The 25,131-nt window shown below is 62.2% G+C and carries 19 protein-coding genes; 5 read left to right on the top strand and 14 right to left on the bottom strand.

The genetic code is table 11. The annotated features are described in order from the left end of the window. Positions 1-3,693, bottom strand: coding sequence for an AsmA family protein (locus AC0L37_RS05490; protein WP_282221766.1), 3,693 nt, complete (start codon positions 3,691-3,693; stop codon positions 1-3). A gap of 152 nt (positions 3,694-3,845) precedes the next feature. Further along, positions 3,846-6,008, bottom strand: coding sequence for an esterase-like activity of phytase family protein (locus tag AC0L37_RS05485; protein WP_282221767.1), 2,163 nt, complete (start codon positions 6,006-6,008; stop codon positions 3,846-3,848). A gap of 200 nt (positions 6,009-6,208) precedes the next feature. On the opposite strand from AC0L37_RS05485, the gene AC0L37_RS05480 reads away from it, so the two are divergent. Together AC0L37_RS05480 and AC0L37_RS05475 are read left to right on the top strand one after the other, a co-directional pair. Next, on the top strand, positions 6,209-8,554 hold the full coding sequence (locus AC0L37_RS05480; RefSeq protein ID WP_282221768.1) for an ATP-dependent helicase: 2,346 nt from the start codon (positions 6,209-6,211) through the stop codon (positions 8,552-8,554). Between the two features lie 62 nt (positions 8,555-8,616). After that, positions 8,617-8,859 carry a heavy metal-binding domain-containing protein gene (locus AC0L37_RS05475; RefSeq protein ID WP_282221769.1) on the top strand — a complete coding sequence of 81 codons (243 nt, stop codon included), beginning with the start codon at positions 8,617-8,619 and terminating at the stop codon, positions 8,857-8,859. On the opposite strand, the gene AC0L37_RS05470 is transcribed toward AC0L37_RS05475, so the two are convergent. Further along, the gene (locus tag AC0L37_RS05470; RefSeq protein ID WP_282221770.1) at positions 8,856-9,146 is read right to left on the bottom strand and encodes a putative quinol monooxygenase; all 291 of its coding nucleotides are present in this window, start codon (positions 9,144-9,146) and stop codon (positions 8,856-8,858) included. The genes AC0L37_RS05475 and AC0L37_RS05470 overlap by 4 nt on opposite strands. 118 nt (positions 9,147-9,264) lie before the next feature. On the opposite strand from AC0L37_RS05470, the gene AC0L37_RS05465 reads away from it, so the two are divergent. Next, positions 9,265-10,134, top strand: a complete 870-nt coding sequence (locus AC0L37_RS05465) for a 50S ribosomal protein L11 methyltransferase (protein WP_212657407.1) — start codon at positions 9,265-9,267, stop codon at positions 10,132-10,134. A 163-nt stretch (positions 10,135-10,297) separates the two neighbouring features. Here the strand turns inward: AC0L37_RS05465 and AC0L37_RS05460 are convergent, their stop codons facing one another. Both AC0L37_RS05460 and AC0L37_RS05455 read right to left on the bottom strand, forming a co-directional pair. After that, on the bottom strand, positions 10,298-10,429 hold the full coding sequence (locus AC0L37_RS05460) for a hypothetical protein (RefSeq protein WP_269369176.1): 132 nt from the start codon (positions 10,427-10,429) through the stop codon (positions 10,298-10,300). 119 nt (positions 10,430-10,548) lie between these two features. After that, the gene (locus AC0L37_RS05455; RefSeq protein WP_269369174.1) at positions 10,549-10,683 is read right to left on the bottom strand and encodes a hypothetical protein; all 135 of its coding nucleotides are present in this window, start codon (positions 10,681-10,683) and stop codon (positions 10,549-10,551) included. A gap of 128 nt (positions 10,684-10,811) precedes the next feature. Between AC0L37_RS05455 and AC0L37_RS05450 the strand changes: the two genes are divergently transcribed. After that, on the top strand, positions 10,812-12,632 hold the full coding sequence (locus AC0L37_RS05450) for an aminopeptidase P family protein (protein ID WP_282221771.1): 1,821 nt from the start codon (positions 10,812-10,814) through the stop codon (positions 12,630-12,632). Between the two features lie 108 nt (positions 12,633-12,740). Here AC0L37_RS05450 and AC0L37_RS05445 read toward each other — a convergent pair whose 3' ends face one another. The 8 genes from AC0L37_RS05445 to ftsZ all read right to left on the bottom strand — a co-directional run bounded on the left by AC0L37_RS05445 (position 12,741) and on the right by ftsZ (position 23,111). After that, positions 12,741-13,238 carry a hypothetical protein gene (locus tag AC0L37_RS05445; RefSeq protein ID WP_282221772.1) on the bottom strand — a complete coding sequence of 166 codons (498 nt, stop codon included), beginning with the start codon at positions 13,236-13,238 and terminating at the stop codon, positions 12,741-12,743. Positions 13,239-13,346: 108 nt separating this feature from the next. Next, entirely contained in the window at positions 13,347-13,805 is a 459-nt protein-coding gene (locus tag AC0L37_RS05440) for a DUF3828 domain-containing protein (protein WP_282221773.1), read from the bottom strand. A 110-nt stretch (positions 13,806-13,915) separates the two neighbouring features. Continuing rightward, the gene (locus AC0L37_RS05435; RefSeq protein ID WP_282221774.1) at positions 13,916-15,199 is read right to left on the bottom strand and encodes a hypothetical protein; all 1,284 of its coding nucleotides are present in this window, start codon (positions 15,197-15,199) and stop codon (positions 13,916-13,918) included. Positions 15,200-15,224: 25 nt separating this feature from the next. Then, complete coding sequence (ligA, locus tag AC0L37_RS05430) at positions 15,225-17,375, bottom strand: NAD-dependent DNA ligase LigA (RefSeq protein ID WP_473315339.1); 2,151 nt, start codon at positions 17,373-17,375, stop codon at positions 15,225-15,227. Between the two features lie 175 nt (positions 17,376-17,550). Beyond that, on the bottom strand, positions 17,551-19,221 hold the full coding sequence (gene recN / locus AC0L37_RS05425) for a DNA repair protein RecN (protein WP_282221775.1): 1,671 nt from the start codon (positions 19,219-19,221) through the stop codon (positions 17,551-17,553). A 215-nt stretch (positions 19,222-19,436) separates the two neighbouring features. Further along, entirely contained in the window at positions 19,437-20,273 is an 837-nt protein-coding gene (locus tag AC0L37_RS05420; RefSeq protein ID WP_269369167.1) for an outer membrane protein assembly factor BamD, read from the bottom strand. A gap of 95 nt (positions 20,274-20,368) precedes the next feature. Further along, the gene (gene lpxC / locus AC0L37_RS05415; RefSeq protein WP_282221776.1) at positions 20,369-21,325 is read right to left on the bottom strand and encodes a UDP-3-O-acyl-N-acetylglucosamine deacetylase; all 957 of its coding nucleotides are present in this window, start codon (positions 21,323-21,325) and stop codon (positions 20,369-20,371) included. 109 nt (positions 21,326-21,434) lie between these two features. Continuing rightward, positions 21,435-23,111, bottom strand: a complete 1,677-nt coding sequence (gene ftsZ / locus AC0L37_RS05410; RefSeq protein ID WP_269369164.1) for a cell division protein FtsZ — start codon at positions 23,109-23,111, stop codon at positions 21,435-21,437. 248 nt (positions 23,112-23,359) lie between these two features. On the opposite strand from ftsZ, the gene AC0L37_RS05405 reads away from it, so the two are divergent. Next, positions 23,360-23,821, top strand: coding sequence for a VOC family protein (locus tag AC0L37_RS05405; protein ID WP_282221777.1), 462 nt, complete (start codon positions 23,360-23,362; stop codon positions 23,819-23,821). Positions 23,822-23,824: 3 nt separating this feature from the next. Here AC0L37_RS05405 and ftsA read toward each other — a convergent pair whose 3' ends face one another. Next, on the bottom strand, positions 23,825-25,123 hold the full coding sequence (gene ftsA / locus AC0L37_RS05400) for a cell division protein FtsA (protein WP_249327573.1): 1,299 nt from the start codon (positions 25,121-25,123) through the stop codon (positions 23,825-23,827). Positions 25,124-25,131 lie beyond the last annotated feature (8 nt).

Genomic DNA, 25,131 nt, shown 5'->3' with positions numbered 1-25,131 from the left:
TTAGAACAGCGGCTCATTGACCCTGAAGTTATTGCGCTCATTGACGGCCGGCGGCAGCTCCAGGCTGAGCGGCCCCTCAAATATCTGGGTCTCACTCGGCGCCGGTTGCGCCGGTTGCACCGGCTGCTGCCGCAACGCTTCGGCCTCTATCGCCTGCTGCGCCGCTTCCTCCTCGGCCTGACGTGCTGCTTCTTCGGCTGCCACACGCGCCGCTTCCTCAGCAGCCCGCTGGCGCTGGGCTTCGATCAACGCATTGCGCGCTTCGGCTGCTTCGCGCTGGCGCGCAGCATCCGCTGCACGCAGGGCCTCGAGCCGATCCACTTCCAGCTCATTGGCGCGCACCTGAATGGCCGCCACCATCTCATCGAGATCCAGCCGGGTCTCTGGTGCCAGAAGCGTGCCGCCCAGGCGGGTGAAAATCCGCGCCGTATCGGGCACAATCAGGCTGTCAGCGGCGTCAAAGCCTACCGGGGTCAGGGAAAAGTCGCCGCCCAGCCCCAATGTGCCGATGTCCAGATTGAGGTCGCCCGCCAGACGCGCGCCATCGCCATCAACGATGAAATTGTTCAGCCGCATCACGCCGCCGGCAATGCTGAAAGCCCCTGCTGCGTTGGGAGCCACAAAGCGCCCCTGCCCCAGCGCCAGCCCCATAATGGCACGCAGCGCATCGCCATCCAAGTTGAGCACGTCATCGAGCCCGGCCAGGGTCTCGAAGACGGCGGGCGACAATTGCGTCACAGCAAAATCGGCCAGCGTGAAATTGCCTTCACCCGCCAGGGTGCCGATCAACTCGGCAATGCTCGCGCCGGTGCCGTTGAACTGCACGCCACCAGCAACACGCCCCGCCAGCGCCCGCGCCACGGCGGGCGGCGCCAGCGCTTCGATCGCGGCGTCGGTCAGGCTAAGGCGCCCACTCACGGTCTTTTCGGCCAGCGGTCCGGCGCAGCATACCGAAATATCCAGCTTGGCGGTGCCCGCCCCAATTGCCGCTTCGAACCGGGCCAGCCGCACCCGGGTTTCGTCCCACACCAGATCAAAACCCGTGGCACCCAACCGCTCGACACCACCTGCCGCCAGGCCATTGGCCGTCACCGCAATGGTGCCGCGCGTCGCCCGGGCCTGATCGCCAATACCGATCGGACCCTGTGGCCAGCCACCATTGGCACCGATCATGCCGGTCCGACCAAAAAGTGTCGCTGCCAGCCCTTCAACCGAAACAGTATCGATCGCCACCGCGCCTGTGACATTGGCAGCGTCTCGCGCCCGGTCGAACGACAGCACGCCGGAAAAAGCCACATCGCCCGAGCGGCCTTCGATCTCGGCCAGCCGCACCAATCGACCACCCTCAAAATGGAACGCTGCGCTGGCCTGTGCATGCGGCAAGCTCAGGCCCGGCGCGCCAATGATGCGCGCCAGACCGCCCGCATCAGCCAGCGTGACGTCAAGCGTGCCGGTGCCCTGCACTTCGCCACTATCGGTCGCCACAAGATAGCCCGCAAAACCCAGGGCTTCATCGCCTGAACTGAGATTGATGCGGCTGTCGAGACTATTGCTCGGCGACCCTTCCAGCCCAAGGCTGACCAGCATGTCGTCATTTTCAAATGGAGGCGCATCACCCAGCCCCAATTGAGCGCTCAGAGCGACAGAATCGTCGGTTTCCAACGTCGCCGTCAGCCGCAGTGGTGCAGTGCGCAGCCCGACAAGGCCACCCTCCAGTTCCGCACGCAGGTCAAGATCGGCAGCCCCCAACGTTCCCCCCAGCGTCAGAATCTGGGCGCCGTCGCGATCCCCTGCCTCAAGATCAATCAGCACCTCCAAGGGCGCGGACGCCGCCAGAGCAGCACGCCAGTCCGCAGGCACCGAGAAAAGATCATAAAGTCCAGCCAAACCTGGCGCATCGGCACGCGCAATGCTCAGCCGCCCCGAGCCGGAAACCGTTGGCTGGGCAAGACTACCCGCCGCAGTGGCGGTCACATCCAACCCCAGCCCGCCCCAATCGTCCGCCGATAGCCGCGCAAAACTGATCGAGCGCGCGTCCCACTGGCCCTCGGCGACCATTGCCCTGCCGTCATAACCAAGCACCCGCGCCTTCTGCGCCGTCAGTGAAAAACTGCCCTCGGGAAAGCTGATGCCAAAGCCCGGCTCGGCCATTCCATCCGGCAACAAAGCCCCCAGAACCGTGCTGCCCTGAACGCCCAATCCGGCAAAATGCCCCACCACATCGAGCCGCTTTTCTTCGCCAAAGCCAACCCGCAGCTCGACCGCGTGCGACACTGCATTGAGCGTCAACTGGCCTTCGCTGACCCGCAAGGCATCGCCCGTCAGCATCACATTGCCTGTCAGCACGCCCGCCTGATTGAACAGCGCATTATCTTCGCCCGGCTTGCGCCAGAGATGGGCCAGCCCATCAAGCCGCGCACTGCTTATGCTGAACTGCCCGCGAAACGCGGGATAGCTGGTTTCACGCCGCAACGCGCCACTGGCCCGTACGGCCGTATCGCCGGGAAGTTGCGCCACAAACTGCTCGACCGTCCACAACTCGCCATCCGTGCTCGCATCCAGACGCACATTGCGCAGCGCGAAGCCGCGCAATCCGACCTCCGCCAGGTCAAGGCCAATGCGTCCGGGCATCGACGGAATGAGCGGCGCTGGCAGTTCGGCCAGCAGCCGCACAGCTTCATAGGGCTTGGTATCGGGGTCTTCCTTGGCATCGCGCGGCGGCAACGAAAACACCCCGCCTGAGACCACCGCATCAAAACTCTGCCGCGCGCCCAGTTGAATACTGGCCGCACCAGTCAGGCGCGTTCCGGCACGGTTTTCATCGGGCTGCAGCGTATAGCCGGTCAGCACGACCCGGTCCGTGGACGCCGTCATCTTGCTTTCCAGCACCAGATCGCCGCGAATATCGTCGGCGCGCTCGGCCAGCACCGGGGTTTCGCGATAGGTCATCGCCCCGTCAAACCGCGGTGCGATGCCCGGCGTCAGCAGCCCTTCGCTGGCAAAGGAAAAGCGCCCGCTATCAGGCTGCACGAAGGCCGAAAGCCGCGAGTGTCCCGCTGCGTCGAGCTGCGATGAATTGAGCCGGAAGGTGTAGCGTTCGCTGCGAAACACCCCACTACCCTGGAACTGGAACGGCCCCGTAAAGCTCGACAGGCGCAGATCCCCGTCAACGTCATCGGCGACAAAGTTCTGATCGGCCCGGCGGTCCATCAGCCGGATCGTGCCATCGACAATGCTGGCTTGGCCAAGGGCAACACCGCCACCGGCCGTATTGACGTTGACGCCGCTGCCGAACAGCCCGTTTTCATCAATGCTGAAATCAATGACCGGGCCGCGCAGCACCAATCGCGTCAGATCGTAATTGTCGCGCAGAAAATCCATCAGCGAGAATTCGGCTTCGACGCTGTCGACTGTGGCTGCGGGCTCCTCGGGCGACCCCACCAGCACATCGGTAAAGCTCAGCCGGGGCTGCGGTAACAGGGCAAAGGCGATATCACCGCGGATGGTCACGGGCGTGCCCAGCACCCCGGTCGCCAGCTCTTCCATGCGGGTGCGATAATCTCCCCACTGGATCAGATATGGCGCGATGAACGCGCCACCGAGCACGATGATCGCCAGCATGCCAACAACGATGTAGATGCGGTTCAGCACAGCGCGTGGGTCATCCGAATTAATGCGCCAGAGTGTAGGCAAGACAAGCGCCCGCGCAACCCCGACACTGCGTTGAATACACGCCAGAATCCCCACTCTTGAATGCCTGGCCAACAATTATGGCCTGCATGCGCCGAAACGACGATCGGCCAGCCCCGCAGGACTGGCCGACCGCAACATATCTGCGATGCGTGCTAGAGCGCGCCGATGGACCAGAACATGGTCTCGCCGGAGCTGTCGTCCACGCCGTCATTATCGGTGATCACAAAGCCATTGCCGGCCGCGTCGATGGCAAAGCTCTCGACCTTGTCCAGCACGTAGCCGTTGCCTGCCATCAGATCCGGCACGAAGTCACGCACCAACTCCTTGCTGACCACCGGCAATTCGCCGCCCAGTGGCGCCGCGACCATTTCGGCCAGTGATACGCGATACAATGCCTTGAGCTGGGCCTTGGCGCCGATCTGGTTGTCGCGCTCGACGATATAGACGAACTCGCCGTGCGCCACGATTTCCGACAGCCCGTTCCAGGTGCCATCAGCCGGGGTCTCCAGCGGATAGTGAACGGCACCCCATTCGCCCGAAGCCGGCTTGTAACTGACCAGCTTGACCATGCCTGGGGCATCATCCTGCCATTCGCGCTGCATGGCGATCCACAGGGTCATGTCATCGCCGCGACCAGTGCTGGTGATGCCTTCGGCGCCAAAGCGGATCTCCTGGGCCAGCAGTTCAGCGGGAAAGGCGACCTCCTCTTCGATCTCGCCATCGGCGTCGACATGATAAAGCGCGTGTGGGATCAAACGGTCCGTGCGCCCTTCCGAAGCCAGCCAGAACCCGCCTTCGCCGTCCAAGGCAATACCTTCAAGATCCAGCTTCTGGGCGGTTTCGCCACCACGCGTCACAAGGGTCTTGCCGGTAATGCGGGCCGGCATGGCGGTCGCATCGATGGCGTAGATCGCCGGCGCAGCACTGACAAAGCTGTCGCTGACGGCATAGAGCATGCCCGGTTTTTCGGCGTCGGCGACGGCGCCAGAAATCGCCGACCAGCCAATGGGCAGTCCCTCAGCGTCCAGATCGGCGATCAGCTGCGGATACTGGGCTACGCCTTCGGCCAGTTCATACACCATCACATGAGAGCCCACGCCGCCCTCTTCGCGCAGATCAACCTCATTGGCGGTCGCCAGCAGATTGCGCTGCGGAATGGCCACCAGACCCTCGGGTGAAATCCCCGATGGCAGCACCTGCACGAATTCAGGCGCGGCGCCCGTATCCCTATAAACAGCGATCAGCGAAGAGCGTTCTTCCGTAACGAAGATATAGGTGTTCTCGCCAAAGCGGCCGACCTCCAGCCCTTCTGGCTCAACGCCCTTCTTACCGGCGCGCTTGTCAGGGTAGTGGCCGACGCGCGCCGCATAGTGTTCAAGGTCAGCGCCGCTATCGAACAGTACCTCGCCGGCACGATTGAGGATGGAGAAGCCGCGGCTGCCGCCATTCCAGTCGCCTTCATTGGCGATCACGAACCGGTCGTTATCAAGCCACTGCACCGCGTCGGGCTCGCGCGGCAGGTCAGTCGCCGAGCCAGTGAAAGCGTATGCGCCATCAGCCTTGGTATCGATGCGATCCAGGCTCACCGTACCAGCGGAGAAATGCACTGTGACCGCGCCCGTCTGGCCGTCGATGATGACGATGGCATTGTTTTCCTGCATCGTCAGAACGATTTCGTCATTGTCGTTGAAGTCGACAAATTCGGGCTCGGGGTCTTCCCCGCCAATCTCGGCCAACCCCGTAACCTCTACCTTGGTCACGGTTTTGGCGGCGATATCGAACATCACGACAAAACCGGCGGGCATCTGCGGCAGGCCGCCATCGCCGAGATCCTCGTCACGCTCATTCTCAATGGCCACGGCGATCAGCGTGCCGGCGGCGTTGTGCGCCACGGAATCCGGTTGTCCGCCCAGATCATATTCGGCCTCGACCGACTGGCTGGCGATATCAACCACCACCAGCTTGCCCGAAGGCATGGTGTAGCTTTCCGACGTATTGACGCCGACATAGGCCTTGTTGCCAACAATGGTCACCGAAGTGGGCTCGCCATCCAGCGCCATGAAGCCGGCAGGCTTGGGCGCCTTGGCGTCGGTGATGTCGACAAAGCCAATGCCGCCAGCAGGGCTATCCGAATAGATCAGCATCATGCCGTCATCGGTGGCCGCAATGATTTCCGAGGAGGTTACCGCAGCATCCGGCGCGTTCTGCGCCACGTCAAAGCTGGCAATGCGGTTAAAGGTTTCGGCAGCACCGGCATTGGCCGTCGTGGCCAGCAGCATGGCCGTCAGACCGACCAGCATTTTGGATCTAGACATCGATAATCCCCCGTTGAGTTCAACGGGTGCCTTAAGCAGGACACGCTACAGTCCCATGACGCTCGCATGACGGATCAGTGACGCCGCCGCGTTCTATACATTGTGGTCCCCCATCCCTATATTCGCAGGAGAACAAATCAAGATTCGTCAACGCCGCGCTGCTGCGCCCACAACGGCGCGCAGTGTTGGAAAGGCTATTAATGTCCGGTGCAGACCACCCCCTCGCCCGCCCCGCTGCCGGTGCTATTACCAGCCAGTTCAAGAGCCAGCAGCCGGTCGACTACCTGCAGGGCCTCAACGAGGAACAGCGTGACGCCGTCGAGAGCATTGACGGCCCGCTTCTGGTGCTGGCAGGTGCCGGGACGGGCAAGACCCGCGTACTGACCACCCGCATTGCTCACATCATCAATACCAACCGCGCCTGGCCCTCCCAGATCCTGTCGGTGACCTTTACCAACAAGGCCGCCCGGGAGATGAAGGAGCGCATCGAAAAGCTGGTCCCGCGTCTCGACGCCATGCCCTGGATGGGCACGTTCCACTCCATCGGTGCTCGTATCCTGCGGGGCCATGCCGGTCTGGTGGGCCTGACCAGTTCCTTCACCATCCTTGATACCGATGACCAGATCCGGCTGATCAAGCAATTGCTGGCTGTTGAGGGCATCGACGAGAAGCGTTGGCCTGCCAAGCTCTTCGCCTCGATGATGGATGGCTGGAAGAACAAGGGGCTGCTGCCCAAGGACGTATCCTCGGCCGATAGCGGCTCCTATGCCAATGGTATGGGCGGCAAGCTCTATTACGACTATCAGGCCCGACTAAAATCCCTCAACGCCGCCGATTTCGGCGACCTGCTGCTCGAATGCATTCGCCTGTTCCGGGAAAACCCGGACGTGCTGGCCGAATATCACCGCAAATTCAAATACATGCTGGTGGACGAATACCAGGACAGCAATGTCGCTCAATATCTCTGGCTGCGCCTGCTGGCCCAGGGCAAGCCCGCCCCCGAAGCCAATATCTGCGTGGTCGGTGACGATGATCAGTCCATCTATGGCTGGCGCGGTGCCGAGGTCGACAACATATTGCGCTTCGAGAAGGACTTTCCGGGCGCCAAGGTGATCAAGCTCGAGCGCAATTACCGCTCCACCGCCAACATCCTCAAGGCCGCCTCCAGCATCATCGCCTTCAACGAAGGCCGCCTGGGCAAGACGCTGCAGACCGATGTCGCCGAAAAGGGCGAACCGGTTGCCATCACCCAGGTCTGGGATTCCGAAGAGGAAGCCCGCGCGATCGGTGAAGAGATCGAGCAATATCAGCGCGCCGGTGAGCCGCTCAACTCTGTGGCAATCCTGGTGCGCGCCAGCTTCCAGATGCGCGAGTTCGAAGAGCGCTTCATCACCCTCGGCCTCAATTATCGCGTCATTGGCGGACCGCGCTTTTACGAGCGCAAGGAAATCCGCGACGCCCTGGCCTATCTGCGCCTTGTGGCCCAGCCCGCCGACGATCTTGCCTTTGAGCGCATCATCAATGTGCCCAAGCGCGGCATTGGCGATGCCACCCTCAAAATGCTCATGGAGACGGCCAGACTGCAGGACCTGCCGCTGCTGTCCGCCACGCGGTTGCTACTCGAAACCGAAGAGCTCAAGCCCAAGCAGCGCACCACCCTACGCAGCCTGATTGGCCAATTCGACGATTGGGCCTTCCGCGCCCAGACACTGAAGCCCTTCGAGATGGTCGAGCAGATCCTTGAGGAAAGCGGCTATACCGACATGCTCAGCGCCGACAAATCGGTGGAGTCCGAAGGTCGCAAGGAAAACCTCAAGGAACTCAGCCGCGCCATGGAGGAGTTCGAAACCTTGGGCGGCTTCCTCGAACACATCTCGCTGGTCATGGACCGCGACAGTGCTGACGCGGCCGATGCCGTCACCATAATGACTCTGCATGGCGCCAAGGGATTGGAATTCAACACGGTTTTCCTGCCCGGCTGGGAAGAAGGCACATTCCCCAGCCAGCGCACCATGGATGAATCCGGCCGTGCCGGGCTCGAAGAAGAACGCCGTCTGGCTTATGTCGGCATTACCCGCGGTCGCAAGCGCGTGCGCATTTCCGCCGCCCAGAACCGTCGCATCCATGGCCTCTGGCAGTCCGCCATTCCGTCCCGCTTTCTTGATGAACTGCCCGCCGACGCCGTGGAGGTCACCGATACCGGTTCCTCCTATGGTGGCTATGGCTATGGCGGTGGAGGCGGTGCCGCCAGCCGCTTCAACAAGACCGACCCGTTCGAGAGCGTCTATGAAACGCCCGGCTGGCAGCGCGCCCGCGCCCAGCAGTCCAGTCGCAAGAGCGCCGGGCCCATGACCATTGACGGCGATCTGGTCGCCCGCTCGGTCGATATCGGCAACGACAAATCCGCCTTCGCCTTTGGCGAGCGTGTCTTCCACCTCAAATTCGGCTACGGCGCCATCGCCGGCATCGAAGGCAACAAGTTGACCATCGACTTCGAAAAAGCCGGGCGCAAGAAGGTCTTGGAGAGTTTTGTTACCAAGGGGTGAGCCGCCCGCCTTGGGTTCACCCTATATGCATTGGACGTTGTACGAGCCCTAAGGAGCCCGCCATGATCATCTCGACCACCCCTACCCTCGAAGGCCGGCCGATCCGCGACATCGTCGGTGGCCGCGCTGGCGCATATGAATCCACCCTGCGCGATGCGCGGCGGCAGGCCTTTGCCGAACTCGAAGCTGAAGCGCGTCGCCTGGGCGCTGATGCCGTGGTGGCCGTTGATATCGACTACGAAGTGGTCGGCCAGGGTGGCTCGATGCTGATGGTGTCGGTCTCGGGCACTGCCGTGCAGCTCTAGAGCCCCCTGCCACCCAATGGCTCGGTCTCGATAAATTCGGCGAAGCCGGCAATGATCGGCTTTGCCTTGGCAATGGTCGCCTGCACATGAGGCAATTGCAGCGAGTCGGTGTGCGCCTGCTTGCTGTCCCACACCTCGGTAATCCAGATGCCATCCTCGCTCTTGGGATCGCGGGCGATGACATAGCTGCGACAGCCGGGCATGGGCGCATGTCCCTCCAGCATGATTGCCAGCAGCGCCTCACGTTCCCCCGGTGCGGCCAGCATCCTGCCCATCAATCCATACATCGCCGACTCCCGTGTGCGTTCTGATCAAAACTAGCACGAGACATGCACATTGGGGACAACTCGGATTGACGCCCGCGGGCCGATGGCGCAACAAGGCACAAACCAAGGGAATATTGCCATGTCCGTCGATCAGCTCTCCGCCCCGCTCACCAAGGATCAGGCCTATGCACTGGTCGATGCGGTCATGGAACGGGATGATCTGGCACTGACGGCCTCGGCCCACGAGAATGAAGAGACCGGCGAATGGTTCTTCGAGGCCACCTGCGATAGCCCGCCCGACCTTGAATCATTTGTTGAACTGGCGCGCCAGACCCTTGGTGGCAAAGTTGATTTTTCGGTTTCGCCAATTGATCCGGATTTCAACTGGGTTGCCAAATCACTTGAGGGTCTGGCACCGGTCAGCGCCGGCGGGTTCTATGTTTATGGCAGCCATGAAACCGGCCCGGTCCCCGGCGGCCTGACAGCGATGAAAATCGATGCGGCACAGGCCTTTGGTACCGGTCACCACGAAACCACAACCGGCTGCCTTGAAGCCATCAACATGCTGCTCAAGCGCAAGAAGCCGCGCCACATGATCGATGTTGGTACCGGCACGGGCGTGCTCGCCATCGCCCTGGCCAAGCGCACCAAGAGCCCGGTGATCGCCAGCGATATCGACCCCATTTCGGTGACCACCACCATCGCCAATGCCGAGCAGAACGGGGTGGGCAAGCTGATCATCGCGGTGGAAGCCACCGGCATGACCAACCCGACCATCGCCCAGAACGGCCCCTATGATCTGATCGTAGCCAATATTCTGGCCGGTCCGCTCATGGCGCTGGCACCCTCGGTTGGCCGGGCAGCCCAGAAGGGCGCAACCATTATCCTGTCGGGCATCTTGCAGCATCAGGCGCGCGGCGTGATCAACGCCTATGCCCGCCAGGGCATGACCCTGACCCAGAAATTGCAGCGCAAGGAATGGACCACGCTGATGCTGGAAATGAAGTAGCGGCGCCACCGCATCGGTGAGCGCAGTTTGCACGAAATGGTGCACACACTGCGCACATCGAGCGGCGCCGCATGCGCCAAAGTGCGACACTATCCAGACAAAGCAAAATCCCCGAAGCAGGCTCCGGGGATCGTCAGATCGTCAGCAGTAAACTGCAGCGGCCTTACGGGCGCTTGGTGAACGCGCCGATCAGCTGGTGCTGCATGCGATAGCTGACCTGGCGGCTCGTTTCGCGACCACGGGCATCGATAACCGAACCCAGTGTCTTGCGAAAATCGTTCTTGCTCTCAGTCATCGTCATCTCCATGCACTTTGACGCGGTCTTTTGCCGTCGTCGCAGTCTATCTAGGCCAACCCGAAGCGTTCAGTTAGGCCCAAATTGGCACAGCACCCCTGCAAGGCGTGCAGGCCTGATTAACGCTTGGTGAATTCGTCTTTGCCCAGGCCCAGATCACGCTGGTAGCGCGCAACGTAACGCTGTGCGGAACGTTCGCGGCTGGCAACCATGGCTTCGACGGTGCGGACGAAGAAATTCTTCTCGTTGCTCATATTTGCTCTCCTGTGTTCTGACACTAAGTTAGGCTTTCCTGCGCGATTTGCTATGCCCTGATCGCTCAAGCCAGCCATGACCGGAGCGCACTCCGCTATTGGATACTCCCGCCCCAAGGACCTTCTTGATGACCGCCTCCAGCTTTCCGCCCGCCGTGTTCCAGAGCTTTGAGGAAAAGGTGGACCCCGCCAATGTCGCCCCCCGGCTGAATGCCCTGCGCGCCGCCATGACCAAGGCCGGGGTGGACGCCTTCCTGATTCCGCGTGCCGACGCCCATCGCGGCGAGTCGGTCCCCGCGGGCGACGCACGGCTGGCCTATGTCACCGGCTTCACCGGCTCGGCCGGCATGGCCATTGTCGGCCCCGACAAGGCGGGACTGTTCGTTGATAGCCGCTATACCCTGCAGGCCCCGGCCCAGACCGATACCGACAAGGTCGACATCCACGAATGGCTCGGCGCGGGCTATTCCCCGGACTTGTCCAGCTATGTGCCCAAGGGCGGGACGCTGGCCTATGACCCCTGGCTGCACACGCCCGGCGAGGTGCGCAGTCTGAGCGAACAGCTGGGCGAGCATTGCACCATCGTGCCTCACGCCAATCTGGTCGACGCGATCTGGAGCGACCGCCCCGGCGCGCCGGTCAGCCCGATCGAATTTCTCGGACACAACCGGGCCGGCCAAAGCGCTGGTGAAAAGATCATTGCCATTCAGGCCAGCCTTGGAACCGACAAGGCTGACGCCGGCGTGCTGACCCTGCCCGAGTCGATCTGCTGGCTGCTCAACATGCGCGGGCGCGATGTGCCGAACACGCCCTTCGTGCTCGGCTTTGCCATTGTGCCACGCAGCGGGCAGCCAACGCTTTATCTCGATGCCGCCAAGATCACCAATGACCTCAGGACGACGCTGAAGGGCGTGGCCCACATTGCCACGACCGACACGCTGACCCGTGATCTGGCCGGTTTGGGCAGTGCGGGCAAGACCGTATTGATCGACCCCAGCACCGCCCCGGCCGCTATTGCCACCACGCTGCGCGAGGCTGGCGCCAAGCTGCTCGAAAAGCGCGATCCGGTGCTGCTGCCCAAGGCGGTCAAGAACGATGCTGAACTGGCCGGCATGCGCGAAGCCCATACTCTGGACGGCGTGGCGCTGGCCAAGTTCCTGGCCTGGTTCGACGCCACCGCGCCCAAGGGCGGGCTGACCGAGATCGGCATTGTCACCGCGCTCGAAGCATTCCGGCGTGAAGAGGAAACCTGCGTCGATGCCAGCTTCGACACCATTTCGGGCGCCGGTCCCAATGGCGCCATCGTGCATTACCGGGTGACCACCAAGACCGACCGCACGCTCAAGCCCGGGGAGATCATGCTGGTCGATAGCGGGGCGCAATACCTCTCGGGCACCACAGACATCACCCGCACGCTCTCGACGGGACCCACCACGCCCGAACAGCGCGACCGCTTCACCCGCGTGCTCAAGGGCATGATCGCCATCACCCAGGCCCGCTTCCCCAAGGGCACCAGCGGCGCTCAGCTCGATATTCTGGCCCGCCAGTTTCTCTGGCAGGATGGCGTCACCTACAATCACGGCACCGGCCACGGCGTCGGCGCCTATCTGGGCGTGCATGAGGGACCCATCGGCATCGCCTCGCGCTACCCCACTCCACTGGCGGCCGGCAATGTGCTTTCCAACGAGCCCGGCTATTACAAGGCCGGTGAATATGGCATCCGCATCGAGAACCTGATCATCGTGCAGGACAGCAGCTTTGCCGGGTTTTACGACTTCGAGACCCTGACCCTGGCCCCCATCGACCGGCGCCTGATCGAGGTAACGCTGCTCAGCCCGACCGAGCGCGACTGGCTCAACGCCTATCACCAGCGGGTGTTCGAAGAGATCGGCCCCAAGGTCGATGCGACGGTGCGCAACTGGCTGCAGACGGCGACCGCAGCGCTTTAGCGGCTGGGTGTCACCTCGCTATCAAAGAATGACAGTCACCCTCCCGGCCTTTCCTCTGATGGGGGAGGCCGGGAGGGATGTCGCGACCGCAAAGAAAACTCCGCCCGCTCAGAACCCTAGCGGATCATAGGTCAGCGCCCAGCTGAGCAGCCAGTTCTCGTCGCTGCCCAGGGCCGCCACATCATCGACTTTCCAGCCGCCATCCTCGCGCACGGTGGCGATGCTGAGCAGTCGGGGATGATCGAAATTGTGGTAGCTGACACTGACCACGGCGCGGTCGCCAATCATCAATGGCTCGCCAATGGTCAGATCAAACAGCAGCGCGCTGACATCAGGCAGAAAGGGATTGAACATCTCGGCCGGCTTGAACTCGGCGCCGGAAATCGCCGCATCATTGGCGAACATCCTGTTTTCCAGCGCCTGATCGAACACCGATTGCAGCCGGCGCGAATAATAGGCTGTCGGCTCGCTGGCCAGCGTGCCCGGCTGATACTCGGCGTAGATCGCCGCCACCAGCGCCTTGGGGTCGTCAAACCGGTCCGCGGCTGTCGCTGGCAGCACCATGGCCAGTCCCGCCGCAATCATCACCAATAGCCCTGTACGCATGCATGCTCTCCCTGTGTCCCGCCATATGGGTAGTGACGGCACACGGCACAACTGTGATCACGCCATGACCAAAAGGCGGCACAGCATTACCATTGGGCAATCTGGCCCCTATTGCGCGGCCCCGACAAAGATGTCGCTGAGGCGGTAGGGATTATCGGCATTGCTCGAGACCACGTCGTCGATCTTCCAGCCATCGGCTTCCTGCACCAGCTCGTAGCTCAGGCTGCGCCGCGCACCGAAATTGCTGAAGGTCACCACCACTGTGGCGTAGCCGCCCGAGATCGCAGGGGTATCGATATGCAGCGCGCTCAGCTCGAAGTCCTGGGCATCGATATAGGGATCAAAGCCCAGCGCACCCATTTCACCTTCCGGGGTGTTTTCGGCGTCTGCATCATACAGCGCCTGAAGACCTGCCGAGCGGAACACGGCGTCATCAACCGAAAAGTCACCAGTCAGATAAGGCTTGTAGAATGCCTCAAGCAGCGCTTCGGACGTCTCGAAGGGCTGGGCGGCAGCAACACTGCTCAAGGCTAGAAACAGGCTGGCAGCAAGGACAGCAAGGCGCATATTCGTCTCCACAGGATCGGCACAGCCGCTGCGCGCTCGCGCCATGCGGGCGGCCAGAACGGTCAATGCGGTACGTTACAAGCGCGCCGGCAGCCAGCCGACGCGAAGGCTCAATTGAACCAGAAAGCGTAGTTGAAGAAGGCATCACCAAAAGCCGTATTGGCCGCCGCAAAGCTGTCGGCGTCGGCGATGGGGCCGTCCTTGAGATAGGGCAAGGCGCCCTGCCCGGTCAGCAGCATCACCAGATCGGTGCGCTCGGCGGTTTCGAAATAGGCCTTCAGATCGAACCCCTGGGCAAAGCGCCAATGGGGCACCAGCAATTGCCCGTCAAACACCTGGTCGAGCACATCGAGCGTTTCGCGCCACGCTGCCACCATCTCCGCATTCACCTCGGCCGCGCCAAACAACGAGCTCTGGGTCGGTCCGGGCAGCAATTCGCGATCATCGTCCGTTTCGGCCAGGATCAAATCCCAGTTCTGCCGTGACAGCGCCGTGACATGCTTGAGCTGGGCCGGAATGCTGGCCAGCAGCGGCTTGTCGATCACCGGAAAATTCAGCGTGTGGATGGCCGCAATGATATCGGCAATGCCTGCATCGCTATCAGGGTCCATCAGCAGGAAGCCACCCTGGGAATAATCCTGCATGGGCAGACCGGACAGCGGAAACACCCGATGCAGATAGGCATTGAAGAAATCCTCGAAGTCATGCGCCAGCACAAGATCGAGCTGCAACTTGATCACCTGGGTGTAGCCGGCCAGCCAGATGGCATCAGCGGTATCAAACCCCACTGTGCTGTCCGGCGCCGCAGCGACACCCTTGGATTTGGATTTCTCGTCCAGCGCGTGCGCGGCAGGCATCTCCTCGAATTCACCCAGCAAGGGCGCCAGAAATGCGCCCAGCGTTTCGCCGTCGCCGGTTTGCCCGTCACCATTGAAATCAATGCGTGCCGCCAGCACGTCAACCGGCACCACATAAGTGGCATTGGCATCGCCGCCGCATTCAAAACTGATCTGGGCCAGCGCGATGTCGTCGCGGAAATCACCGATAACGCTGCGCAGCGCGGCATAGCTGAGCGCTTCGGGATCGGGATTGGCGGGAACAGCATCCTCTACCATGCCCACGCCCAGCAGCATGGCGGCCGCCGGTGTGCCCGGCGTGGTCGCGCCATAGCGGTATAAGTCCTGCGCCAACCCTTCGAACGAGGCAGCCAGTTGCAGCACCGACCAGCCAAAACAGGCCTCGGCCTCCCCGGCGTCCTTGCCAGCGACCAGAGCCGCCTGCCCTTCGCCGAGCGTGCCGGCATAGAGATGGCTGGTGACAAGCTCGCCCGTCTCGCTGGCCGAAGCCGCAACAGGCAGCATCAGCGCTGCCGCCATTAGGCCCGAAATTCGCATCACGCTCTCCCCCGTGGCACCCGCGCTATTGTTCGACGCGTTCGAACCACTCATCTTCGCTGATCACCTCGACACCGAGTTCTTCAGCCTTTTTCAGCTTGGACCCTGCACCGGGGCCAGCCACCAGAATATCGGTCTGCGCCGAAATCGAGCCGGCCACCTTGGCGCCCAGCCGCTCGGCCATAGCCTTGGCTTCCGATCGTGTCATTTTTCCGAGCGAACCGGTGAACACCACCGTCTTGCCCGCCACCACGCTATCGGCCGACACGGTGACGATGTAGTCCTGCGGCTTGACCTCGGCCAGCAGATCATCGAGCGCCTGAATGTTGCGATCATTGGCGAAGAACCCCATCACCGAGCTGCGCACCGTATCGCCAATGCCGTTGATTTCGGGGAACACGGCGTGCTTGTCGCCCTCGGCATGGGTGGCCTCGATCGCGACGCGGCGGAATTCATCCATGCTGGTGAAAGTCTTGGCCAGCAGCGCTGCGGTGGTTTCCCCGACATGGCGAATGCCCAGCGCATAGATGAAACGATCCAGCTCCGGCGCGCGCCGCGCATCGATGGCGTCGAACAGCTTCTTGACCGAGGTCGCGCCAAAACCGTCTACATCCTTGAGCTTTTTCATCGAGCGCTCGTCGCGCGCCTTGAGCGTGAAGATATCGGCCGGACGGGCAATGCGGCCCTCTTCGTAGAACTGGGTCACCTGCCGGTCGCCCAGCCCATCAATATCAAGGGCATCGCGGGCCACGAAATGCTTGAGCTTTTCAATGGCCTGGGCGGGACACACCAGTTCCCCGGTACAGCGGCGCTTGGAATCCACCTTGCCGGTCTTTTCATTGACCTCGCGCACGGCGGGCGAACCGCACACCGGACAGGTCTCGGGAAAGACGAACGGCACGGCGTCTTGCGGGCGCTTGTCGAGCACCACATCAACGATCTGCGGGATAACGTCACCGGCGCGCTGCACGATCACCGTATCGCCGACGCGCAGATCCACCCCATTGCGGATCGGCTCGCCATCATTGCCCAGACCCTTGATATAGTCCTCATTGTGCAGCGTGGCATTCTCGACCACCACACCGCCCACGGTGACCGGCGCCAGTCGCGCCACCGGCGTCAGCGCCCCGGTGCGCCCGACCTGAATGTCGATGCCGGTCAGGATCGTGGTCGCCTGTTCGGCCGGGAACTTATGCGCAATGGCCCAGCGGGGCGCGCGCGCGACAAAGCCCCAGCGCTGCTGCAGGTCGAGCCGGTCCAGCTTATAGACCACGCCATCAATGTCGTAGCCCAGCGTGGCGCGCTGGGTCTCGATGGAGCGATAGTGCGCCAGCAATTCGTCCGTGGAATCGGTGCGGATCATCAACCGATTGGTGGCAAAGCCCCATTCGGCGAACTTCTGCACCGCCTCATACTGCGTCTCGGCTGGCGGCGCGCTGGCCTCGCCCCAGGCATAGGCAAAGAAATTGAGATTGCGGCTGGCGGTGATCTCTGGGTTCTTCTGGCGCAATGAGCCGGCAGCCGTGTTACGCGGATTGACGTAGTCCTGCCCACCAAACTTTGCCGAATGCGCCTTGAGCCGCTGGAACTCGGCATGAGTCATATAGACCTCGCCGCGGATCTCGATCACCGCTGGCCAGCCCGAACCCTTCAGCTTTTCGGGAATATCGCCAATGGTGCGCAGATTGGCAGTGATGTCTTCACCCTCGGTGCCGTCGCCCCGGGTTGCCCCGCGCACGAACACCCCGTCTTCATAGCGTAGCGAGGCCGACAGGCCATCGATCTTGGGCTCGGCGGTGAAATAGAGCTTCATCGCGGGATCGCGCAGCAGGTCCTTCTGGAAGAAACCCTTGGCGCGACCGACGAAGTCGACCACATCATCGTCTTCAAAAGCATTGCCCAGGCTGAGCATGGGAATGCCGTGCCGCACCTTGGCAAAGCCTTCGGCAACCGCAGCACCGACAGCAACCGACGGCCCGTTCTGCACCACCAGCGCTGGAAAACGCTGCTCGATGGCGTCATTGCGGCGGCGCAGCGCGTCGTAATCCCCGTCGCTGATTTCGGGCTTGTCGTTCTGGTGATAGGCGATATCGGCGGCCGCGATGGCCTCGGCCAGCCGCTGCAATTCAGCCTTGGCCTCGTCCTCGGACAGCGTTTCGACGGATTTTGCGGACAGTTCGGTCATGGAAGTCTCGGAAAAACGCAAGGGACGCAGGGATAGCTGGATATTACCCCCACCTAACCTCCCCCTGATAGGGGGAGGGACAGAATTGAGATTGGGCACGAGCATTCAAGACCACCGGACCCATCCCTCCCCCTATCAGGGGGAGGTAAGGTGGGGGCACCTCACCCTACCCCACCGCGCTCAAGAGCTTACTGGCAGCAGCCCGCGCTTCATCGGTGATTTCCGCCCCCGCCAGCATGCGTGCCACTTCTTCCTGCCGGGCGGCAGTGTCGAGCGGTTTGACATGGGTGCGCATGAAGGCGCCTTCCTTGACCATCTGCTTTTCGATCAGCAGATGGCGCTGGGCGCGCGCGGCGACCTGGGGTGCATGGGTTACTGAAAGCACCTGCACCTTGCCCGCCAGCCGCGCCAGACGCCGGCCAATGGCGTCGGCAACCGCGCCACCCACCCCGGTGTCGATTTCGTCAAAGATCAGCACGGGCGCAGAACCCCGGTCGGCCAGCACCACCTTGAGCGCCAGCAGGAACCGGCTGAGCTCACCACCCGAGGCCACCTTGAGCAAGGGGCCCGCCGCCGTGCCCGGATTGGTCTGGACATGAAAGGCGATCTGATCGAACCCGGCGGCGGCAATCCGGCTCTCCTCGATCTGATGATCAACGATGAACCTGGCCGAACCCAGTTTGAGATCGGGCAGTTCGGCGCCGACCGCCTTGCCCAGCGCCTTGGCGGCCTTGGCGCGGCCAGCGCTCAGCGTGCCCGCCAGCTTGCGATAGCTTTCGAGCGCCTTGGCTTCTGCCGCTTGTAGCGCCACCAGCCGGGTCTCCCCGCTCTGCAGCGTTTCCAGATCAGCGGTGTATTTCTCCAGCACCTCGATCAGCCCGTCGCAACTGGTCTGGTGCTTGCGGGCCGCAGCGCGCAGCGCGAACAGCCGCTCTTCGACATCCTCCAGCTCGGCCGGATCATAGGCCATGGAGCGTTTGAGCTCTTCGAGCGCATCGCTGGTGTGGTCCAGACTGGTCAGCGAAGCGTCGATGCTGTCCACGATAGGCTGGAACAGGCTCGAACCACCGTCAATCTTGCGCATCAGCCGCCGCATCAGGCTGGCCAGCGCCGGTGCCGGTGCGTTCGGGCCATTGAGCATGTCGTCGATCTCGCCGACATCTGAGGCCGACCGCTCGACCTGCTGCAAATGCGTCCGCCGCGCTGCCAGCTCGTCCTCTTCGCCCACCTGCGGCTTGAGCTTGCCCAGCTCATCAACGGTATGGCGGGCATATTCCTCAGCGGCCAGCGCCTCGGCCACCAACGCCTTTTGGGCGGCCACAGCCTCTTGCGCGGCGCTCACGCCCTCCCAGGCGTCACGAACCTTGCCAGCGGCGCCTTCCAGTTCGCCGAAAGCATCGAGCGCCGCCCTGTGGGTCGCCACATCGACCAGCGCGCGGTCATCATGCTGACCATGGATTTCCACGATCTGGCTTCCCACACGCTGCAACAGCGCCGCCGAGACCGGCTGATCATTGATGAAGGCCCGCGTGCGCCCATCGGCAAACTGTACGCGACGCAGAATGATGTCTTCGTCATCGGGAATGGCATTGTCGCGCAAGGCGGTACGCGCCGGATGGTCCGCCGCCAGTTGCAGCACGGCAACCACCTGCCCGCTCTCCTGACCGCTGCGCACCAGCGATGCGTCACCGCGGCCGCCCAGCGCCAGCGTCAGCGCGTCGAGCAGGATGGACTTGCCCGCACCGGTCTCGCCGGTCAGCACGGTCATGCCGGCGTCGAGAGCCAGATCAAGCTGGTCGATAAGGACGATGTTGCGAACCGAGAGCGCGTTCAGCATGCGCGGTGTTATCCCAGATTGCGTGGTCGGTGGCATCAGGCCAGCGCGTTACACCAGGCAGGTTATCATCCCGGCACCGTTCCTGCGAAACCATCAATCCCGCTTTCGCACAGGAAGGCGGTCACGCCAGCGTTGCCGAAGCCCGCCTGTTACACAAACGAACCGGGGCGCATCATAGCGCCCCGGAACAAACTAGCAACAAAATCTTGCGGCGCCTAGTTGCGCAGGCCGGCCAGCCAGCTGCCATTATTGACGGCGGGTGCCAGACCCTGCTTGCCCAGCAGCGCAAAGGCTTCCTTGTACCAGCTGCTCGATGGGTAGTTGTGGCCCAGCACAGCGGCAGCAGTCATGGCTTCATTGGTCAGACCCAGCGACAGATAGGCTTCGGTCAGGCGATACAGCGCTTCCTCGATATGGGTCGAGGTCTGCCAGGTTTCCACCACAACGCGGAAGCGGTTGATGGCAGCCGTATACTGGCCATTGCCCAGATAATAGCGGCCCACCGACATTTCCTTGCCCGCCAGCTGGTCATAGGCAATCAGCAGCTTTTCCTTGGCATCCTTGGCGTATTCGGACCGGGGATAGTTTGAAATCAACAGCTGGTAGGTTTCGATGGCGTCAGCAGAGAGCTGCTGGTCGCGGGTGATGTCCTTGATCTGGGCAAAATAGGAATTGCCCTTGAGGTACATCACGTAGGGCGCGTCCTTGCCATTGGGATAGACCGCCAGATAGCGGTCTGCTGCCAGAATGGCCTCATCGAGCTGGTTGGCGCGATAGTTCGCGAAAACCTGCATCAGCTTGGACTTTTCAGTCAGCGGATCGCGTGGATGCTGGCGATCAAGCTGTTCCAGCGACTTGATAGCCGTCTGGAAATACTGCCGGTCCATATCGTCCAACGCCTTCTGATACAGCGTTGCGGCAGGAATGATTGGCTCTTCCTTGACCTTGGAAGGTCCGAACAGGGAGCAACCGGCCAGAACCGCCGTCACCAGAGCAATCGTCAGGAACCGGGCGGCCCGGCTGGTGAGACCACCAAAAGCTTCAACTGTCACGAATTGCCCCGTCTTTCATACGAAAACCGCACTGCATGCGGCCTATTCAGTAAATAGATCAAAACTATGGCGCAGGCCACGCCGGCTGGAACAGCCTAGCGCACCGAGCGCAGATAATGATTGACCGTCAGACCCTCAGGCTGCTCATCGAACGCCTGGAACTCCAGCGGCAGATCATCGGCGCTGACTATCTCATAATTGGCTTCACTGGAAAAGAGACCGGTCAACACATGGGCGTTGAGCGCGTGCCCGCCCTTATAGGAACGGAAACGGCCCCAGATCGGCAGACCGCCCAGCGACAGATCGCCAATGGCATCAAGCAGCTTGTGGCGAACGAACTCGTCTTCGTAACGCAGCCCACCCGGGTTGAGGATACGATCCTCGTGCACGGTGATCGAATTATCCAGGCTCGAGCCCAGCGCATAGCCAGCTTGCCGGAGGATCTTGGCATCACGGGCAAAGCCGAATGTGCGGGCGCGCGAGACATCGTCGTAATAGCGACGCGGCGTCCAGTCGAAGATCATCCGCTGGCGACCAATGACCTTGCTGTCAAAATCGATTTCGAGATCGAGCGAGCGGCCATTATAGGGCTCAAGCGCGGCAAAGGCGTCATTGTTGCGCACGGTAACGGCGCGCATGATCTTGAGAAACTTGCGGTGCGCGGGCTGGATTTCCAGACCTGCCGCCAGGATTGCCTCGGCGAACGGACGGGCACTGCCATCCAGGATCGGGCATTCACTGCCATCAATGGTAATGAGCGCATTGTCGACGCCCATTCCGCTGAGGGCAGAGGTCACATGTTCGATGGTGGCAACGCTGACGCTGTCACCCAGATCGAGCGTCGTGCACAGCGTGGTTCGGCTGACCCGCGAAAAATGCACCTGCACCGGCACGGTCGTGGTGCCGTTCTCAAGCGTGCGGCAGATCAGGAAGCCGCTATCGGCCGCTGCTGGACTGATTGTCAGGTTGACTGGCTGACCGCTGTGGACACCGTAGCCGGAGAAGTCGATCGCAGCCGCGAGGGTACGCTGGCGCGTGTTCAGTTTTTGCATACTGGAATTACTCCGACCCCAAGCCGCGTTTGCCCACGGCCTGTACTAGCCAAAAAACTCGGTGCGGAAGCCGCACCGAGCAATGTTTCAAGATTCCCGGGGGAACCAACTAACCGTGCTTGCGCAGGAAAGCTGGAATTTCCAGGCTCTCTTTCTGGGGTGCCGCGGCAGGCTGGCGGGCATGATTGTCGAGATTGCCATGGGCACCCTCGGTTGGGGCAGCAACCCGCGAAGCCCTTGCGCCACCGGCCTCTATGGCGCTGCGAGCGGCATTGTCATCGGCGGCGGAATAGGCTGGTTCGCTCTTCTGGGGCGCCTCTGGCTGGCCCAGGTTAAGACCAACATTTGACGCCAGACGCTTGAACAGCGCACGCGCATTGCGAGGCTCTGCATCAGCACGTTCCGCTGGTTCCTGTGTCCGTCGCGCAACAACCGGAAGCTCCTCGGTACGCGGCATGCGGCGCTGACCTTCGGGGTGAACGGCATGCGAGGGCACATATGCGCTTGGTACAGGTGAGTCGGCGGCCATCACGGGCTCGTCGTCTTCCTGCGGCGCAACAGCGGCAGCGGGGATATAGGGCTCGACCATCACGCCATCATCTTCGGCTTCGGCCGGGGTGCTGGGGGTGATGTCGTTAAACGAGAAGGCTTCGGCCACAGCGGCTTCAACCTGATGCTCGACCTGCTCGGGCACAGCCACGGGCGAAGCGATGGCAGCGCGCTCAGTACCGGTGCGGCTTGGCTCGACCGGCACATGGCGGCGCACTTCAAGTGGGGTGCGCGAAGCATGTGGCTTGGCGGGCTCAAGAGCCTGCACCATGGTCGCATCCGTTCCCGTGGCCACAACCGACACGCGCAGCGTGCCCGTCAGGCTTGGGTCATAGGTCGCGCCCAGAATGATGTTGCAGTCCACATCGACTTCTTCGCGGATGCGGCTGGCAGCTTCATCGACTTCATACAGTGTCAGATCCGGACCACCGGTGATCGAGATCAGCAGGCCGCGAGCGCCGTGCATCGACACATCGTCGAGAAGTGGGTTGGCAATGGCAGCTTCGGCGGCGTGGCGGGCACGATCTTCGCCCGATGCTTCGCCGGTACCCATCATCGCCTTGCCCATGCCGCGCATTACGGCGCGCACGTCGGCGAAATCGAGGTTGATCAGGCCTTCCTTGACCATCAGATCGGTAATGCAGGCCACGCCCGAAAACAGCACCTGGTCGGCCATCGCAAACGCGTCGGCAAAGGTGGTCTTTTCATTGGCCACGCGGAACAGGTTCTGATTGGGAATGACGATCAGCGTATCGACATGGCGGTGCAGCTCGTCAATGCCATCTTCGGCCAGACGGGCACGACGATTGCCTTCGAAATTGAATGGCTTGGTGACAACACCAACGGTCAGGATGCCCTGCTCGCGCGCTGCGCGGGCCACCACGGGAGCCGCACCGGTACCGGTACCGCCGCCCATGCCCGCGGTGATGAACACCATATGCGAGCCCGAAAGGTGATCATTGATCTCGTCCCAGCTCTCTTCGGCTGCCGCGCGACCCACTTCGGGGTGCGAACCGGCGCCCAGGCCTTCGGTAACACCGACGCCCAGCTGGATGATGCGCTGCGCCTTGGACAAGGCCAGGGCCTGCGCATCGGTATTGGCAACAACGAAGTCCACGCCATCAAGACCGGACTCGATCATGTTGTTGACGGCGTTGCCGCCGGCACCACCACAACCAAAGACGGTGATACGGGGCTTCAACTCCTGGATATCCGGGATGGTGAGGTTGATGGTCATGAATGGCCTCATAGTGGCGGTGTTGGTAAACATTTACCCCGTCAAACGTTAACTCCCTCCTAACAATTGTCCCACCGGCGTTAACGTGATCGCAAAATGCGACTCCGATTGGTTACCGATTGAACCACTGTTAACCACGCTGGCTCCGGCATATCCTGCTCGCGTGACTCAGTGAGGCGATCCAACTGCCGCAAAAAGAAATTTGCCAGATTCTCGCCCTGCCCCCGACGGGATCAAAGGAGACCACCATGACCGACATCATGACGTGCCTGTGGTTCGACAATCGCATCGATGACGCCATCGAATTTTATACCGGCACCTTCAAGAGCGCCAAAATCCTGCGGCGGGTACGCCGCGATGCGCATACCCCCACCGCGATTGCCGAGATCGAACTCGAAGGTCACCGCTTCATGCTGCTCAATGGCGGCCCGCAATTCACCTTCAGTGAGGCGGTCTCCTTCGTCATCGGCTGCCGCGATCAGGACGAAGTCGACTATTTTTGGGATACGCTGACCAGTGGGGGCGGCTCACCAGGCCAGTGTGGCTGGTGCAAGGACCGGTTCGGGTTGAGCTGGCAGGTGGTGCCCGACCAGCTTGCCGGCACAATTGGCGGCGCAGACCCCGCCGGGGCCCAGCGCGCCACCGAGGCGATGTTCAAGATGACCAAGCTGATCATCGCCGACCTGCAACAGGCCTATGCCGGGAACTAGGCGCTAGAAGCTGGTGCGCAACCAGTTGCCGACGCGGGCGAAATAGCCGTCCGTGCCGGTCAGCTTGTGGCTGCCGCGCGGCTCGGAATACTCCTTGGCGCAGACCTGCGGATAGACCAGCATGCCGGTAACCGTCGCAAAGGCAGCGCCCTTGGCCATTTCGGGCAGGCCGGCAACGCCCATCGGGCGGCCGGTGCGCACATTGCGCGCCAGCGTGCGGCGCGCCACTTCGGGCAGGCCGGTCATTTCACTGGCCCCGCCCGTCAGCACAAAGCGACGCCCACACACATCCATCATGCCGGTAGCCTGCATGCGGTCGCGAATGGCCGTCAGAATTTCCTCGATGCGCGGGCGCATGATGCGCGTCAGCACCGAACGGGCCACCTGCCCCGGCGCCTCATCATGGCTGGCGCCCACCGGCTGGATCGGGATCATGTCGCGCTCATCAGCCTGACCGGGCAGCACCGAGCCGTAGAATGTCTTGAGCCGTTCGGCATCGGCCACGCTGACCGATAGCTGGCGGGCAATATCGAGCGTCAGATGGTGGCCACCAATGGCGATGGCATCGGCATAGACCAGATGGCCTTCATTAAAGACCGAAACCGTGGTGGTGGCGCCGCCAAAATCAATGCAGGCCACGCCCAGCTTGGCCTCGTCATCCACCAGCGTGGACAGACCCGAAGCATAAGGCGTGGCGATCAGCGCTTCGATCTGCAAATGGCAGCGATGCAGCACCAGTTCGAGATTGCGCATCGCCAGCGTCTCCGAGCTGACCACGGCAACATCGACGCCCAGCTTGTCACCCACCATCCCCTTGGGATCGCGAATGCCCTTCTGGCCGTCGATCGCGTAACCAATCGGTAGCGCGTGAATGATTGAGCGCTCCGGGCGTACCGAGCGCTCATTGACCGCCCGCAGCACGCGGCGGATGTCGGCCTTTTCGACTTCCTGACCATCCAGCGACACCGCCGCCGAGAATGTTTCCGAACCCAGACGGCCCGCAGTGACATTGACGATCACCGACTCCAGTGTCAGCCCGGCCGAGCGTTCAGCCATGCCCACCACCGAGCGGATGGTCTGCTCGGCCTTTTCGATATCGGTGACCACGCCGCTCTTGACGCCAGCGGAGGGACCATAGCCGAAGCCGATCACCTGCGCCTGATGCGAGCGCCCCTTGAGCGCCTTGCCCTCGGCACGCGGGGTCAGACGCGCGATCACGCAGCACACCTTGGTCGAGCCGATGTCGAGCACCGCCACCAGCGTCGTCTTGCCGGGCTGCACGGGGCGCAACCGGGATGTCATGGCATCAC

The organism is Devosia sp. J2-20 (assembly GCF_055808475.1).
The sequence above is the reverse complement of the archived record's forward strand: the minus strand, read 5'-3'. Positions and strand labels throughout refer to the sequence as shown.